Origin of the sequence: Pseudoroseomonas ludipueritiae (assembly GCF_014490445.1) — a bacterium.
In the GTDB taxonomy this organism is placed as follows: domain Bacteria; phylum Pseudomonadota; class Alphaproteobacteria; order Acetobacterales; family Acetobacteraceae; genus Pseudoroseomonas; species Pseudoroseomonas ludipueritiae.
Genome location: NZ_JACTUZ010000022.1, coordinates 15,392 through 30,162 on the forward strand (window position 1 = coordinate 15,392; position 14,771 = coordinate 30,162).

At 68.0% G+C, this 14,771-nt stretch carries 13 protein-coding genes; 9 read left to right on the forward strand and 4 right to left on the reverse strand.

Features of this window, described 5'->3' with window-relative positions; genetic code table 11:
• Positions 1 to 7: 7 nt before the first annotated feature.
• The 7 genes from IBL25_RS08015 to IBL25_RS08045 all read left to right on the forward strand — a co-directional run bounded on the left by IBL25_RS08015 (position 8) and on the right by IBL25_RS08045 (position 8,691).
• Positions 8 to 991: an ABC transporter permease gene (locus IBL25_RS08015; protein ID WP_187778027.1), complete on the forward strand. Its 984-nt coding sequence runs from the start codon at positions 8 to 10 to the stop codon at positions 989 to 991.
• Positions 991 to 1,836 (forward strand): ABC transporter permease, encoded by an 846-nt coding sequence (locus IBL25_RS08020; RefSeq protein ID WP_187778028.1) that lies wholly within the window; start codon positions 991 to 993, stop codon positions 1,834 to 1,836. The genes IBL25_RS08015 and IBL25_RS08020 overlap by 1 nt, the downstream gene beginning before the upstream one ends.
• Positions 1,833 to 3,440, forward strand: a complete 1,608-nt coding sequence (locus IBL25_RS08025; RefSeq protein WP_187778029.1) for an ABC transporter ATP-binding protein — start codon at positions 1,833 to 1,835, stop codon at positions 3,438 to 3,440. Before IBL25_RS08020 ends, IBL25_RS08025 begins: the two co-directional genes overlap by 4 nt.
• Positions 3,441 to 3,454: 14 nt before the next feature.
• Positions 3,455 to 4,744, forward strand: coding sequence for an ArgE/DapE family deacylase (locus IBL25_RS08030; RefSeq protein ID WP_187778030.1), 1,290 nt, complete (start codon positions 3,455 to 3,457; stop codon positions 4,742 to 4,744).
• The gene (locus IBL25_RS08035; RefSeq protein ID WP_187778031.1) at positions 4,741 to 5,985 is read left to right on the forward strand and encodes a Zn-dependent hydrolase; all 1,245 of its coding nucleotides are present in this window, start codon (positions 4,741 to 4,743) and stop codon (positions 5,983 to 5,985) included. Before IBL25_RS08030 ends, IBL25_RS08035 begins: the two co-directional genes overlap by 4 nt.
• Positions 5,986 to 5,989: 4 nt before the next feature.
• Positions 5,990 to 7,474 carry a M81 family metallopeptidase gene (locus tag IBL25_RS08040; RefSeq protein WP_187778032.1) on the forward strand — a complete coding sequence of 495 codons (1,485 nt, stop codon included), beginning with the start codon at positions 5,990 to 5,992 and terminating at the stop codon, positions 7,472 to 7,474.
• Between the two features lie 113 nt (positions 7,475 to 7,587).
• Positions 7,588 to 8,691 (forward strand): acyltransferase family protein, encoded by a 1,104-nt coding sequence (locus tag IBL25_RS08045; protein ID WP_187778033.1) that lies wholly within the window; start codon positions 7,588 to 7,590, stop codon positions 8,689 to 8,691.
• A gap of 27 nt (positions 8,692 to 8,718) precedes the next feature.
• On the opposite strand, the gene IBL25_RS08050 is transcribed toward IBL25_RS08045, so the two are convergent.
• From IBL25_RS08050 to IBL25_RS08060, 3 genes are all read right to left on the reverse strand, one after another.
• Complete coding sequence (locus tag IBL25_RS08050) at positions 8,719 to 9,645, reverse strand: sugar kinase (RefSeq protein WP_187778034.1); 927 nt, start codon at positions 9,643 to 9,645, stop codon at positions 8,719 to 8,721.
• On the reverse strand, positions 9,642 to 10,274 hold the full coding sequence (locus IBL25_RS08055; RefSeq protein WP_367615575.1) for a bifunctional 4-hydroxy-2-oxoglutarate aldolase/2-dehydro-3-deoxy-phosphogluconate aldolase: 633 nt from the start codon (positions 10,272 to 10,274) through the stop codon (positions 9,642 to 9,644). The genes IBL25_RS08050 and IBL25_RS08055 overlap by 4 nt, the downstream gene beginning before the upstream one ends.
• Before the next feature lie 71 nt (positions 10,275 to 10,345).
• Positions 10,346 to 10,621 (reverse strand): hypothetical protein, encoded by a 276-nt coding sequence (locus tag IBL25_RS08060; protein WP_187778035.1) that lies wholly within the window; start codon positions 10,619 to 10,621, stop codon positions 10,346 to 10,348.
• 161 nt (positions 10,622 to 10,782) lie between these two features.
• Here IBL25_RS08060 and IBL25_RS08065 point away from each other — a divergent pair, with 161 nt between their 5' ends.
• Positions 10,783 to 12,042 carry an Hsp70 family protein gene (locus IBL25_RS08065; protein ID WP_187778036.1) on the forward strand — a complete coding sequence of 420 codons (1,260 nt, stop codon included), beginning with the start codon at positions 10,783 to 10,785 and terminating at the stop codon, positions 12,040 to 12,042.
• A 5-nt stretch (positions 12,043 to 12,047) separates the two neighbouring features.
• Here the strand turns inward: IBL25_RS08065 and IBL25_RS08070 are convergent, their stop codons facing one another.
• Complete coding sequence (locus IBL25_RS08070; protein WP_187778037.1) at positions 12,048 to 13,283, reverse strand: glycosyltransferase; 1,236 nt, start codon at positions 13,281 to 13,283, stop codon at positions 12,048 to 12,050.
• Positions 13,284 to 13,458: 175 nt separating this feature from the next.
• Between IBL25_RS08070 and IBL25_RS08075 the strand changes: the two genes are divergently transcribed.
• Positions 13,459 to 14,766: a hemolysin family protein gene (locus tag IBL25_RS08075; RefSeq protein WP_187778038.1), complete on the forward strand. Its 1,308-nt coding sequence runs from the start codon at positions 13,459 to 13,461 to the stop codon at positions 14,764 to 14,766.
• The last annotated feature ends 5 nt before the right edge of the window (positions 14,767 to 14,771 follow it).

Here is a 14,771-nt window from a genome sequence, read left to right on the forward strand (position 1 = left end):
CGGTCGCATGGAACTCTCGCGTCTCCCTGCTTATCTGGCGGGGCGCCTGGTCAAGGCGGCGCTCGTGGTGCTTGCGATCGTCGTCTGTAATTTCTTCCTGATCCATGCCGCCCCCGGCGACCCGGCGAGTATCATCGCCGGGCAATCCGGCGCGGCGGACGCGAAGTTCCTGGAGCAGCTGCGGGCCCAGTTCGGGCTGGACCAGCCGCTTTACGTGCAGCTTTGGCTGTATCTGAAGGGCATCCTGACGCTCGACCTCGGCTTCAGCCACCGGCAGCAGGCCAGCGTCGCCTCGCTGGTGCTGGACCGGCTGCCGGCCACTTTGCTGCTGACCGGCGCCGCCTTCATCTTCGCCATCGTGCTGGGCGTGACCATGGGTGCCCTGGCGGCGCGCCGCGTTGGCACCTGGTCTGATTCCATCATCACCGTGCTGGCGCTGACCTTCTACGCCACGCCGCTCTTCTGGGTGGGGCTGATGCTGGTGCTGCTCTTCAGCGTGGCGCTGGAATGGCTGCCGTCCTTCGGCATGATGTCGGTGGGGGTGGAACTCTCCGGCTTCGCGAAGATGCTGGATATCGGCAAGCATCTCCTGCTGCCGGCGTTGACGCTGGGGCTCTTCTATGTCGCCGTCTATGCGCGTCTCTCCCGCGCCACGATGCTGGAGGTGGCGGACCAGGATTTCGTGAAGACCGCGCGCGCCAAGGGTGTGCCGGAGGGGCGCATCCTGCGCCGCCACGTGCTGCGGAACGCGCTGCTGCCGGTCATCACCTTCGCCGGCATCCAGGCGGGGCAGCTCATCGGCGGCTCCATTCTGGTGGAAACCGTCTTCGCCTGGCCTGGCATCGGCCGGCTGGCCTTCGAGGCGCTGCTGGCGCGCGATTATCAGGTGCTCATGGGCGTCTTCTTCTGCACCAGTGTCATGGTGGTGCTGTTCAACCTCATCACCGACCTGCTCTACGCGGTCATCGACCCGCGCGTGGAGGTGTCGTGATGAAGACCTTCTGGCGCAATTTCGCCCGTAATCGCGGCGCGGTGGTCGGGCTGGTGATCTTGATCGCTGTCATCATCGTAGCCATCGGGGCGCCGTGGTTCTTCCCCGGTAGCCCCTGGGACATGGCGGGCGCGCCCTTCATGCCGCCCGGCGAGATGGGCATGATGCTGGGTTCCGACAGCCTGGGGCGCGATGTCGCGGCCGGCATCGCGCATGGCGCGCGGGTGTCGCTGCTGGTGGGCGGCGTTTCCACCGTGGTGGCGCTGGTGATCGGCGTGGGCCTGGGCGCCATCGCCGGCTATCTGGGCGGCTGGGCGGATGACGTGGTGATGCGCTTCACCGAATTCTTCCAGACCATCCCATCCTTCGTGCTGGCTATCCTGCTGGTGGCGATCTTCACGCCCAGCATCCAGTCGATCGTCTTCGCCATTGCCGTGGTGTCCTGGCCACCGGTGGCGCGGGTGGTGCGGGCCGAGTTCCTGTCGCTGCGGTCGCGCGAATTCGTGCAGGCCTCGGAAGTGCTGGGCAAGTCGCGCATCTCCATCGTGCTAGGCGATATCCTGCCGAATGCGCTCTCGCCCATCGTGGTGCTGTCCTCGCTGATGGTGGCTTCCGCGATCCTGCTGGAAAGCGCGCTGTCCTTCCTGGGGCTTGGCGATCCGAACCTGATGTCCTGGGGCTTCCTGATCGGCTCCGGCCGCAGCGTCATCCGTATCGCCTGGTGGATGAGCGTCTTCCCCGGCATCGCCATCTTCCTCACCGTGCTCTCCCTCAATCTGGTGGGTGAGGGCCTGTCCGACGCGCTGAACCCGCGACTGGCCCGCAACCGCGGAGGCAAGCCATGACCCGCCTGCTGACGGTCGAAAACCTCACCGTGGCGCTGCCCGCTGGCGCCGACCGGCCGCATGCGGTGGAGGGCCTCTCGCTGCATCTCGATGCCGGCGAGATTCTCTGCGTGGTGGGCGAGAGCGGCTCGGGCAAATCCATCACGGCCAATACGGTGATGGGCCTGCTGCCCAAGCTGCTGAAGGTGAAGTCGGGCAAGATCACCTTCGAGGGCGAGGATGTTCTCTCGCTGCCGGAGGAAGCGCTTCGCGACCGGCGCGGCCGCCGCATGGCCATGGTGTTCCAGGAGCCGATGACGGCCCTGAACCCGCTGATGCGGGTGGGCGACCAGATCGCCGAGGCGTTGGCCGTGCATGGCCGTGCCCAGGATGCCGCGCAGCGGGTGCCGGAACTGCTGGCGGCGGTGAACCTGCCGGACCCGGCGGCCATCGCGAAGATGCATCCTTTCCGGCTTTCCGGCGGCCAGCGGCAGCGCGTCATGATCGCCATGGCGCTGGCGCTGGAGCCGGCGCTGCTGATCGCGGACGAGCCGACCACGGCGCTGGACGTGACCACGCAGATGCAGATCCTGCGCCTGATCCGTGAGATCCAGTCGCGGCGCGGCATGGGCGTGATGTTCATCACCCATGATTTCGGCGTGGTGGCGGAGATCGCGGACCGCGTGGTGGTGATGCAGCATGGCCGCATCGTGGAACAGGGGCCGGCGCAGCAGGTGCTGAATGCGCCGACGCATCCCTATACCCGCGCGCTGATCGCCGCCGTGCCGCATGGCGATGCCACCAAGCAGACCGCGCCCACCCGCACCCCGGTGCTGGAAATGAAGGGCGTCGAGAAGACCTACCAGCGCGGCGGCTGGTTCGGCGCCCGCGCGGTCGTGAAGGCGGTGCATGATGCCGACTTCACCCTCTACAAGGGTGAGACGCTGGGGCTGGTGGGCGAAAGCGGTTCCGGCAAGTCCACCCTGGCACGCTGCGTGGTACGGCTGGTGCAGCCCGAGAAGGGCGAGATCCTCTTCGCGGGGGAAGACCTGCGGCCGCTCTCCCGCAATGGCTGGCTGCCTTACCGCAAGCGCATCCAGATGGTGTTCCAGGACCCCTATGCCTCGCTGAACCCGCGCCGCAAGGTGGGGGATGCCATCGCGGAAGGGCCGATCACCCATGGCGTTCCGGCAGCCGAGGCACGTGCCCGCGCGGCGGAGCTGCTGCGGCTGGTGCAACTCGACCCCTCGGCGCTGGAGCGTTACCCGCATGAGTTCAGCGGCGGGCAGCGGCAGCGTATCGGGCTGGCGCGGGCGCTGGCCATGCAGCCGGAACTTCTGATCGCCGATGAGCCTGTCTCGGCCCTGGATGTTTCCGTGCAGGCGCAGGTGCTGAACCTGCTGGCGGATATCCGCAAGCGGCTGGGCCTGACCATGCTCTTCATCACCCACGACCTGCGCGTCGCGGCGCAGATCTGCGACCGCATCGCCGTCATGCAGCGCGGCGCCATCGTGGAACTGGGCACCACCGCCGAGGTCTTCGGCTCCCCCAAGCACGCTTATACCCGAGCGCTGCTCGACAGCATTCCCGGCCAGGGCTGGACCCCGCCGGCGCTTTCCGCCTGAAGGATACCCGACACATGACGACGCTCGACCCCGGCGCGCGGCGCGCCATTCTGAACGCGGTGAAGGCGCTGGAGGCTGAATCGGTGGCCGCGCTGGAGCGGCTGGTGCGCTGCCCTTCCACGCTGGGCAATGAAGCCTCGGCGCTGGACGAGATGGCGCGGAACTACGAGGCCCTGGGCCTCACGCCGCAGCGCATCCCGACCGTGCCCGCCAAGCTGGCGGACCACCCCGGCTTCTCCCCGCCGCTGATTTCCTATGAAGGCCGCGACAATGTCGCCGCCGTCTTCCAGCCGCGCGAGCGCAAGGGCCGAAGCCTGGTGCTGCAGGGGCATGTGGACGTGGTGCCGGAAGGCGCCGCCGATATCTGGGCGACGCCGCCCTACGAGCCCTCCATCCGCGGTGGCCGCATGTATGGCCGTGGCGCGGGCGACATGAAGGCCGGCGACATCTCCAATGTCATGGCCTTCCGGGCGTTGCAGCTCGCGGGCTTGCAGCCGGCGGCGGAAGTGCAGTTCCACTCCGTGATTGAGGAGGAATGCACCGGCAATGGCGCCCTGGCCTGCATGATGGCCCTGCCGAAATGCGATGCCGTGATCATCCCTGAGCCCGGCCCGGGCGTGGAGGGCCTCTATACCGCCGAGGTCGGCGTGATCTGGGCCTGGGTGACGGTGACGGGCCGCCCCGTGCATGTGCGCGACATGCAGGCCGGGGTGAACGCCATCGAGGCCGCCTATGTCATTTCCCAGCGCTTCAAGGCCTATGAGGCCGAGATGAACCGCGCGGAGAATGTCCACTCCTCCTTCTTCGGCGTGAACCACCCGGTGAACGTCAATTTCGGCACGGTGCAGGGCGGCGAGTGGAACAGCTCCGTCCCCACACGCACCAAGATCGGCCTGCGCGTCGGCATCATGGTTGGCAATACGGCGAAGCAGGTGAAGGCCGATATCGAGCGCCTGGTGGCCGAGGCCGCGGCGGATGAACGGCTGCGCGGCACCAAGGTGGAACTGGAATTCGCAGGCTTCATGGCCGACCCCTGCGTCTTCGACAAGGAAGCGCCCATCGTGAAGATGGTGCAGCGTCACTTCGCCGAAGCGAATGGCCGCGAGCTGCGCGACTACCCGGCTTCGGGCCTGACCGATGGCCGCTTCTTCGAACTGTACCAGGGCACCCCGGTGGCGTGCTTCGGCCCGGATGCGGATTCGATCCATGGTATCGACGAAAGCGTTGGGCTGGAAAGCTTTCATGCCACCACCAGAACCATCGCGCTGACCATCGCCGAGTGGTGCGGGGTGGAGAAGGCGTGACCAGGACGAACCTGCCGGTCTCCGGCGCCCGGCTTTGGGACAGCCTGATGGAGATGGCGCGCATCGGCGCCACTCCCAAGGGCGGCTGCAACCGCCAGACCCTGACCGAATTGGATGGCGCCGGACGTGCCCTGCTGCGCCGCTGGGCCGAGGAAGCAGGGTGCAGCCTGACGGTGGACCGCGTCGGCAACATGGTGCTGCGGCGGGAGGGGCGGGACCCCTCCCGCCCGGCGGTGGCCATCGGCAGCCACCTGGATACCCAGCCCACCGGCGGCAAGTTCGACGGCGTGCTGGGTGTGCTGGCGGGGCTGGAAGTGCTGCGCGCGCTGCATGAATCCCGCATCGAGACCGAGGCGCCCATTGTCCTGATCAACTGGACCAATGAGGAAGGTGCCCGCTTCTCGCCGCCCATGATGGGCAGCGGCGTTGCCATGGGCCTCTTCGAGGAAGCCGAGGTGCTGGCGAAGCAGGACCCGGCCGGCGCCGTCTTCGGTGAGGAGTTGCGCCGCATCGGCTGGCAGGGCGAGGCCGAGCCCACCGCGCTGCAATCCCTCGGCGCGTATTTCGAGCTGCATATCGAGCAGGGGCCGCTGCTGGAACGCGCCGGCATTCCCGTGGGCATCGTGGACCGCGCACTGGCCCAGGCCTGGTTCGACGTGACGGTGACGGGGGAGGAGGCCCATGCCGGCTCCGCCATGCCGCCGCGCCGCGATGCCCTGGTGGCCGCCGCCATGCTGGTGCAGGCGGTGGAGGAGATCGCGCTGGCCGAGGGCGGGCGTGGCACCGTGGGCCGCCTGACCTTGCAGCCGGACAGCCGCAATGTCGTTCCCTCCCGCGTCTGGTTCAGCGTCGATCTGCGGCATGGGGACGAGGCCGCGCTGGCGCGCATGGGCGTGGCCCTGCGGGAACGCGCGGCCAGCCTCGCCGCCCGCCGGCGCGTCGGCATCGAGGTCGAGGATTTCTGGACCTTCCCGCTGACGCCCTTCGCGCCCGCGCTGGTCGAGGCGCTGGAGCAGGCGGCGCGTGGTCGCGGCCTGAACTACCAGGTGATGCCGACCGGCATCGGGCATGACGCCGTCTATGTCGCGCGGCGGGTGCCGACCGCGATGATCTTCGTGCCCTGCGAGGACGGCATCAGCCACAACGAAGCGGAAAACATCACCCCCGCCTGGGCCGAGGCCGGGCTGGTGGTGCTGGCCGATGCCGTGCTGGCCACAGCCGGCCGCGCCAAAACGGAGTAGAGCCATGCGTATCGCCATCGGCGGCTTTCTGCACGAAAGCCATTCCTTCGCGCCGCGCCCGACCACCTGGGCCGACTTCCAGTCGCCGGGCGGCTTCCCGGCCTTTGTGCGCGGCGCCGGGCTGTTCGATGCCCTGCGGCCGACCTCCGCGCCTTCCGCCGGGGCCCTGTCGGTGGCCGAGCCTCGGGGCGTGGATCTGGTGCCGCTGGCCTGGTGCTTCGCCAACCCCGCTGGCCCTGTCACGGAAGAGGCCTTCGAGCGTGTGGCGGGCTGCCTGGTCGGCGACCTCTCCACCGCCTTGGATGCCGGGCCGCTGGATGGCGTCTACCTGGACCTGCACGGCGCCATGATGGCCGAGCATTTCCCGGACGCGGAAGGCGAGTTGCTGCGCCGCGTGCGGGCCGTGGTGGGGCCGGATGTGCCCATCACCGCCAGCCTGGACCCGCATGCCAATGTCACCGGGCTGATGGTGGAAAAGGCCGATGCGCTGGTGCCCTTCCGCACCTATCCGCATGTGGACATGAAGGCGGCCGGTGCCCGCGCCATGGAGCTGCTGATCGCCCGCATCGGGCGTGGCTCGCCCTGGCCGCGTGCCTTCCGCCAGTTGGATTACTGGACGCCGCTGACCATGCAATGCACCATGGTCTCGCCCATGGCGGATGTGCTGGCGGAACGCGCGCGCCTCGCCGCCGGCGACGGCGTGGTGGAACTGGGCTTCTGCTTCGGCTTTCCCTACGCCGATTTCCCCGGCTGCGGCATGGCCATCTCCTGCTATGCCGAGGACCAGCAGACCGCCGAGATCGCCGCCGACCAGTTGAAGGCGTGGCTGGACACCCATGAGGCCGATTTCGCCGGCGGCGCCCTGCCGGCTGCGGAGGGCGTGGCGAGGGCCATCGCCGCCGCTGCGGCCAATCCGGGCAAGCCCATCGTGCTGGCCGACACCCAGGACAACCCCGGCGGCGGCGGCCATGGCGACACCACCGGCCTGCTGGCCGAGTTGATCCGCCAGGGCGCACCCGCCGTGCTGGGCATGATCAACGACGCCGAGAGCGCCGCGGCCTTCCATGCGGCGGGCGAGGGGGCGGAAGTTGCCCTGAAGCTAGGTGGCAAATCGGATGGGGCACCCATCGAGGTCACGGCCAAGGTGCTGCGCCTGACCGATGGCCGCTTCACCTGCACCGGGCCGATGAGCGCGGGCAACCCGGCGGATCTCGGCCCCTCGGCGGTGATCGGCATTGGGCCGGTGAAGGTGATCGTGGTCAGCCGCAAGATGCAGGCGCATGACCAGGCGCTGTTCCGCCATGCCGGCATCGAGCCGGCGGAGCAGAAGATCCTGGCCCTGAAGAGCAGCGTGCATTTCCGCGCCGACTTCCAGCCGATCGCGCAGGAGGTGATCGTGGTGGCGGCGCCGGGGCCAGTGCTGGCGGATCCGTCCTCCTTGCCCTTTTCGCATCTGCGGCCAGGTATCCGTACGCGCCCCCTGGCATGATGTAATGCAACGCCGGTTGCACTAGTGACTTAATGGCGGAATATCTGTTGAGGCGTTATCTGAACTTGATTTGATAACGCATTGTTCCGCCGTCACTTGGCATTGCGTAGGGTATGAACAGATCTCTTTCCGTTTACCTGGACTTGGTTCGGTTTCTGGCGGCTATGGTGGTTTTTCTGGGCCACCTCGCCGGCAAGCGCTTCACGGGAGGGCTGTTCTGGCAAGCGAACCCCTTGATGGACGAGGCGGTGACGGTTTTCTTTGTCATGTCCGGCTTCGTTATTAGTTATGTCGTTTATGAACGACGTGAGAACCGTGATAGCTATTTTGTGGCTCGCGTAGCACGGATTACATCGGTGGCTATACCAGCACTCCTGATGACGGCTGTGCTGGATGGTATTGGACGTTCACTGCATCCCGAATATTACAATGAGAGTTGGGGATTTTCCGATAACCAGCCTGTTCTTCAGTATGCCGGCGCATTACTGTTTTTGAACCGTATTTGGTATGCCCAGGTCGATGTAGGTTCAAACCTTCCATACTGGTCGCTCTGCTACGAAGTCTGGTACTATTTTGTATTCGGAATGTTCTTCTTCGGTAGAGGCAAAGCGCGCCTCCTTGGCTGCGCAGCCGCGGCGGCTATCTGCGGCCCTGCCATTCTGAGCTTGATGCCGATCTGGCTCTGCGGCCTTGTCGCACATCGCTGTTGCCGAAGAGCCTTTATCGGCCAGGGTGCTGGTTTGGCCCTGTCTCTTTTCACGGCAACAGCCCTTGTGGCCTATCTCAGCGTCGCGAAACAGTTCGATGCTGTGCTACCGCAACTCTCATCATTCTTCGGGAGAGAGAATATCGTTCATGACTGGATCGTTGGCGTGCTTTTCGCCGCGCATCTGGTCGGCATCTCGGCGGCCTCGACGGGGCTGGCCCGTTTCATCTTGCCTCTGGCGCGGCCGATCCGCTGGCTCGCAGGAGCGACCTTCTCCATCTACCTCTTCCACCTGCCGCTGGCGCAGTTTCTAACCACTGTAGTGCCCTGGCCACCCGAGCATGCTTTGACGCGCATCGTCATGCTCGCAGGATCTCTGGGGCTGATTTTCGTGGCGGCGGAATTCACCGAGCGGCGAAAGGGCCTCTGGATGCCATTCGCCAGAATGCTGCTCAACTCGTTGAAATCGACGCGCAGGTTGGTTTCAGCGCGTCAGACGGCAACCTCCTAAGGCTGCCGTCCAGGTCGCCTTAGCGGCTCAGCTATCCAGCAGCGCGCGGACCGCATCCGGGCGCGGCATCGGCGCCACGGCGCCATAGCCGGTGGTGGCCAGGGCTGCGGCGGCATTGGCGTAGAGCGCCGCATCCTCGGCGCTGTCACCGGCCAGGATGCGCGCCAGGAAGTTGCCGGCGAAGGTATCACCCGCGCCGGTGGCATCCACCGCCTTCACCTTACGGCCAGGGATGCGCGTGCGTCCCTCCCGCGTCGCCACCATCGAGCCATCCTTGCCGAGCTTCAGCAGCACCAGCGGTGATAGCTTCAGGTAGAAGTCGGCAATGGCGTCCGGATCTTCCAGCCCGGTCAGGAAGGTGGCGTCGTCCAGGCTGGGCAGAGCGATGTCGGCGCTGGCGATGGCGGCATGCATGATGGCCCTGGCGCGCGGCAGCGGCCAAAGGGCACGGCGCAGGTTGGTGTCGTAGGACACCTTCACCCCGGCTTCCTTCGCCACCTCGATGGCGCGGAAGCAGGCGTCGCAGGCGCTGGTGGAAATCGCCTGGCTGATGCCGGAGACATGCAGGATCTTGGCCGCGCGGATCGCCTCCACCGGCACATCCTCTGGCGTGAAGCGGGCGGCCGCGCTGTTGCTGCGGTAGAAGGTGAACTCGTGCCCTTGGGGCCCGTGCTTCACGAAATAGACCGCCGTGGGGGCGTCCGGCTTGCGCAGGACTGTCGCGGTATCGACACCCTCCCGCGCCCAGAGGTCCATGAAGCTCTGGCCCGGGGCATCCTGGCCGATGGCGGTGATATAGCCGGACTTCGCCCCCGCCCGCGCCGCCGCGATGGCGGCGTTGGAGGTGTCGCCGCCATGGCCTTCCAGATAAAGCGGGCGGCTCTGGTCGTCCTTGGCGCTCTGGTTGAATTCCAGCATCGGCTCGCCGATGCAGAGCAGATCCACGGCGCTCATGCCTGCAGGATGCCCAGCGCCTCGCGCGCTGCCGCCTCGACCGCCGCGCGGTTGTTGGCAGCGATGGCGCCTTCATCCACCAGCTTGCCGCCGATGCCGACAAAGGCCGCGCCCGCCGCGATGTAATCGCCGGCATTGCGCGCATCGACGCCGCCAGTCGGGCAGAAGGTCACGTCGGGGAAGACCGACTTCAACGCCTTGATATGGCCCGGCCCACCGGCCGAGCTGGCCGGGAAGATCTTCACCACATCCGCGCCGGCGGCGCGGGCGGCGCGCACCTCGGTGGGGGTGAAGGCACCCATCATCACGCAGGCATCGGCGGCGCGGGAGGGGGCCACCAGCGCGGGCTCCACCCAGGGGGAGACGACGAACCTGGCGCCGGCCTTGATGCTGGCCTCGGCGGCCGCCGCATCTGGCACTGTGCCGACGCCCACCAGCAGCGCCGGATCGGAGGCCACGTCGCGGATCACGGAGAGCGCATCCGGGATGGTCAGCGTGATCTCGAAGATCGTGATGCCGGCGCCCTTGAGCCATTCCACGGCGGTGGCGGCCCTGGCTGCGGTGCTGGTCCGCACCACCGGCACGATGCGGGCGGCGCGGAAGGTTTCGATCAACGAGTGCTGGGCCACGATGTCATCCTGCGGGTTCCGGTTCGGGCGAAGCTAGCCCCGACCTTTCTCCGCGTGAAGCCACAGGGGGTTCAACCCGCCGCCTCCATCTTCGCGGCTGTCTCTTCCAGCCGCAGCGCGGCGGCCCGGGCATGGCGCAACTGCCCGGCGGTGTCGCCCAGGTTCTGCTGGTAGCCGGCCAGGCTGCCTTCGAGCCCTGCCGTGGCCTCCCGCAGTTCCCCGAGGCTGCGGCGGAAATCACCGATGGCGGCGCGCTGCTCCGCCACTGCCTGCTCCAGCCGGCGCAAAGCCAGGCGCAGGCGGTCCTGTCCGGTGTGGGGGAAGGCGAAGACGGTGTTGTCCTGCAAGGCCGGTGGCTCCACGACGTTAAGGAAGCATTTATGATTTCCTAGACCAATCCATAAAAAGAGACAAAGCCCTTTTTAAGGTTTTGTTGATCTCTTCGCCCGCCCTTGCTGCGCCAACCCATCTGGCCTAAGCCGCCGCCCCTCCATTTTCGGGTATGGCCATGCAGGACGTGATTGGCATCGATTTCGGAACGACCAACAGCGTCATTGCCCTGCGCCAGCCGGATGGGCAGGCGGTGGGCCTGCGCTATGCCGCCGGACGCGGCGTGGTGGACACCTTCCGCTCCGTGCTCTGCTTCTGGGCCGAGGAAAGCGGCGCCAGCCGCGGCAAGCTGCAGCACGCCGCTGGCCCCGATGCCATCGAGGCCTATCTGGACGACCCGCTCGGCGCCCGGCTCATCATGTCCATGAAAAGCTATCTGGCCAGCCGCAGCTTCGTGGAAACCCGTGTCTTCAACCGCCCCTTCGCGCTGGAGGACCTGATCTCCACCTTCCTCCGCGCCCTGGTGGCGGGGGCGACAGGCATGCCGGGCGGCAAGGCCCGCGTGGTGGCCGGGCGGCCGGTGCGCTTTGTGGGCGACAATGCCGATGACAGCCTGGCCGAGCAGCGGCTGCGCGCCGCTTTCGGTGCCGCCGGCTTCGTGGATGTCACCATGGCGTTGGAGCCGGAAGCGGCCGGGCATCGCTTCGCCGCCACGTTGGAAGGCAATGCCAATGTGCTGGTGGGCGATTTCGGCGGCGGCACCAGCGACTTCTCGATCCTGCGCTTCGAGCCGGGTGCGCGCCGCCATGTCACGCCGCTGGGCCACGCGGGCGTCGGCATTGCGGGAGATGCCTTCGACTACCGCATCATCGACAATGTCATCTCACCCGAGCTAGGCAAGGGCGACAGCTACCGTGTCATGGGCACCGACCTGCCGGTGCCGCCGGCCTTCTTCACCAGCTTCGCCCGCTGGCACCAGCTTTCGCTGATGCGCGCGCCCAAGACGCTGCGCGAGATCAACGAGGTCGCCCGCATGGCGCTGCATCCGGAGCGCCTGCACCACCTGATCCGACTGGTGGAGGATGAGGCGGGCTATGCGCTCTACCAGGCTGTCTCCGCCGCCAAGGCCGCGCTCTCGGGCGCCGAGGAAGCAGTGCTGCGCTTCACGCACCGGGACCTCGCCATCGAGGCCCCCATCCGCCGCGCCGATTTCGAAGGCTGGATCGCGCCGGAACTGGCGCGGCTCTCGGATGCCATCGACCGGGCCCTGGCCGACGCGAAGCTGGCGCCGGAGCAGGTGGACCGGGTCTTCCTGACCGGCGGCACATCGCTGGTGCCGGCGGTGCGGCGCTTGTTCGACCAGCGTTTCGGCGGCCGCGTCACGGGCGGTGGCGAATTCGTCTCGGTGGCGGAGGGGCTGGCGCTGATCGGCGCCTGAGCCCTTCAGGCGGCGTGGCGGCGGAAGGCGGGGCGGCGGTGGCGCACTTCCGCCTGCCGCGCCCTGGTGGCCAGCATGGTCAGCCCAGGGAGGGACTGCACCAGTAGCAGCCCGGCCCAGCCCAGGGTCTCCTGCACGCCCCAGGGCTTTGCCAGCACCACCGCCACGGCACCGGCCCAGAGCAGGCCAGTGAGCAGCATTTCCATTCGGTGGCCGCTGGCGCGACCGGTACGGCCGCCCAGCAGGCCTTGCCAGGCGGCGCGGCCGGTGCCCCAGCTGGCCGCAGCCTCGCCGCCGGGCAGCGGCGCCAGGCTCAGGACCAGCAGGATGGGCAGCAACGGCAGCGTCGGCACCAGGGACGCGTTGTCCCACAGCGCCAGCAGCACGCAGGAGAGGGAGGCAAAAACACCCGCCAAAGCCAGCGCATCCAGCAAGGCCGGGGCGCCAATGGCCAGCAGATGCCCGCGCTGCGTGGCCGTCAGGCTTCGGTCGCGCCGCAGCAGCACGGCACCGATATGCTGGCGCAGGGCCGCCATCGTGCCGGCGACACGGCGATGGCGGCGGGAAGCCCAGTCCTCCCGCGCCGCCGCCGGCACGGCGCGGCCCATCGGTTCCGGCTCGAAGGCGCTGTCCCAGCCATGGCGCATCAGCGTCAGGCCCAGCGCGGCCTCGGGGCAAAGGCTGCCGGTATCCCAGCCGCCGGCACGGCGCAGCGCCTCGGCGCGGAACAGCGGCAGGCCATCCAGCGGCAGCAGGCGGTCAGCAGGCTTGACCGGGGCTTCGCCGGCATCCAGCGGCGCCAGCGCGCCCTGGACCATGCCCAGGCCCGGCTGACGGAAGAGTGGTACCATCCGCCGCAGCCAGCTGGCGCGTACCACCTGCCCGGCGCTCAGCACGCCGATCAGGGTGGCATCGGGCGCGGCTTCACCCAGGGCGAAGTTCAGGGCACCGGCGCGGTCACCGGATGTGCAGCCCAGATGAAAGAAGCGGAACTGCGGGCCCAGCCGGGCGCAATGCTCGGCGGCAGCCTCCCAGAGCGCGGGCTCGGCTGTATGGGTATCCACCACCAGCACTTCCAGCGCCGGGTAATCCAGCGCCGCCAGCGAATCCAGTGTGCGCCGCACCTGTTCCGGCGCGGCGTCGCGCAGGGGGAGGTGCAGCGACACCTTGGGCCAAAGGCGCGGCAGGACATAGGAAGCAGGCAGGCAAGCGGCAACGGGGCGTTGGGCGCTGAGTTTCATGGGCGGCCTCCGTTTCTGCTGTGGCGGTTGCGTCTGATGCCGTTCTGGGCCTGCTCTGCGGCGCCACGCGGTCGGCTTGATGGCAGGAATGGGGCTTTCACCTCCGCCCGGCGGGGTGACCCGGTGTGTGATGGGCGCTAGAAGGGCCTGATTTCCGAAATTCTGGTGGAGCGCCATGTCCCTGCTGCTCGAACTGGGCATCATCCTGCTGTTGGTGCTGCTGAACGGCACCTTCGCGATGAGCGAGCTGGCCATCGTCTCCTCCCGCCGTGGGCGGTTGCTGGCGCTGCAGCGCTCCGGCAAGCCGGGCGCCGCCGCCGCGCTGGCGCTGGCGGAGGACCCGAGCCGCTTCCTGCCGACGGTTCAGGTGGGCATCACCCTGGTGGGCATCTTCGCCGGCGCCTTCGCGGGGCAGGGGCTGGCCAACCGGCTGGCGGAGGTGCTGGTGCTGATTCCCGGCCTCGCCGCCTATGCCCCGCAGGTCTCGCTCTTCATCGTGGTGCTGCTCATCACCTATCTCTCGCTGATCCTGGGCGAATTGGTGCCGAAGCAGTTCGCGCTGCGGAACCCGGAGGGCGTGGCCTGCCTGGTGGCGCGGCCGATGACGGCGCTTTCCCGCGTCGCGGCGCCCATGGTCTGGCTGCTGTCGCATTCCTCGGCGCTCGTGCTGAAGCTTCTCGGCGCCTCCGCCCCCGTTGAATCGTCGGTGACGGAAGAAGAGGTGAAGGCGGTGGTGGCCGAGGGCGCCCAGGCCGGCGCGCTGGAGACCGAGGAGCGCCACATGATCGAGCGCGTGCTGCGGCTGGCCGACAAGCCCGTGCGCGCCCTGATGACGCCGCGCAACGAGGTGGACTGGATCGACCGCGATGCCACGCCAGCCGAGATCGTCAGCCGCCTGAAGGCCAGCGAAGTGACACGCTTCGTGGTGGCCGAAGGGCGCATCGACAATGTGGTGGGCGTGGTGCACGCCAAGAACCTGCTGGACCAGATGCTGGAGGAAGGCGGCACGCTCTCCGTCGCTGCCGCCATGCAGCAGGCCATGGTGCTGCCGGACAGCCTTTCCGCCCTGGATGCGCTGGAGCGGCTGCGGCAGGACCGCGTCGGCCTGGCGCTGGTGATGGATGAATATGGCAGCTTCGAGGGCGTGGTGACGGCTTCCGACGCGTTGGAAGCCATCGTGGGCGAGTTGGGCGGGGAGCCGCAGCCCACCACCGCCGGCGGCGCCGTGCAGCGCCAGGACGGCAGCCTGCTGCTGGATGGTATGATGGCCAGCGACGAGGCGCGGGACCGGCTGGACCTGCCGGAGCTGCCGGGCAAGGGCGGCTACCACACCGTGGCGGGACTGATGCTGGCACTGCTGCAGCGGGTGCCGCGGGAAGGCGACCGGATCGTCTGGGCCGGCTGGCGCTTCGAGATCGTGGACATGGACGGCCGGCGCATCGACAAGGTGCTAGCGCATCGCGAGGAAGCAACCGGCGCATAGAAAAA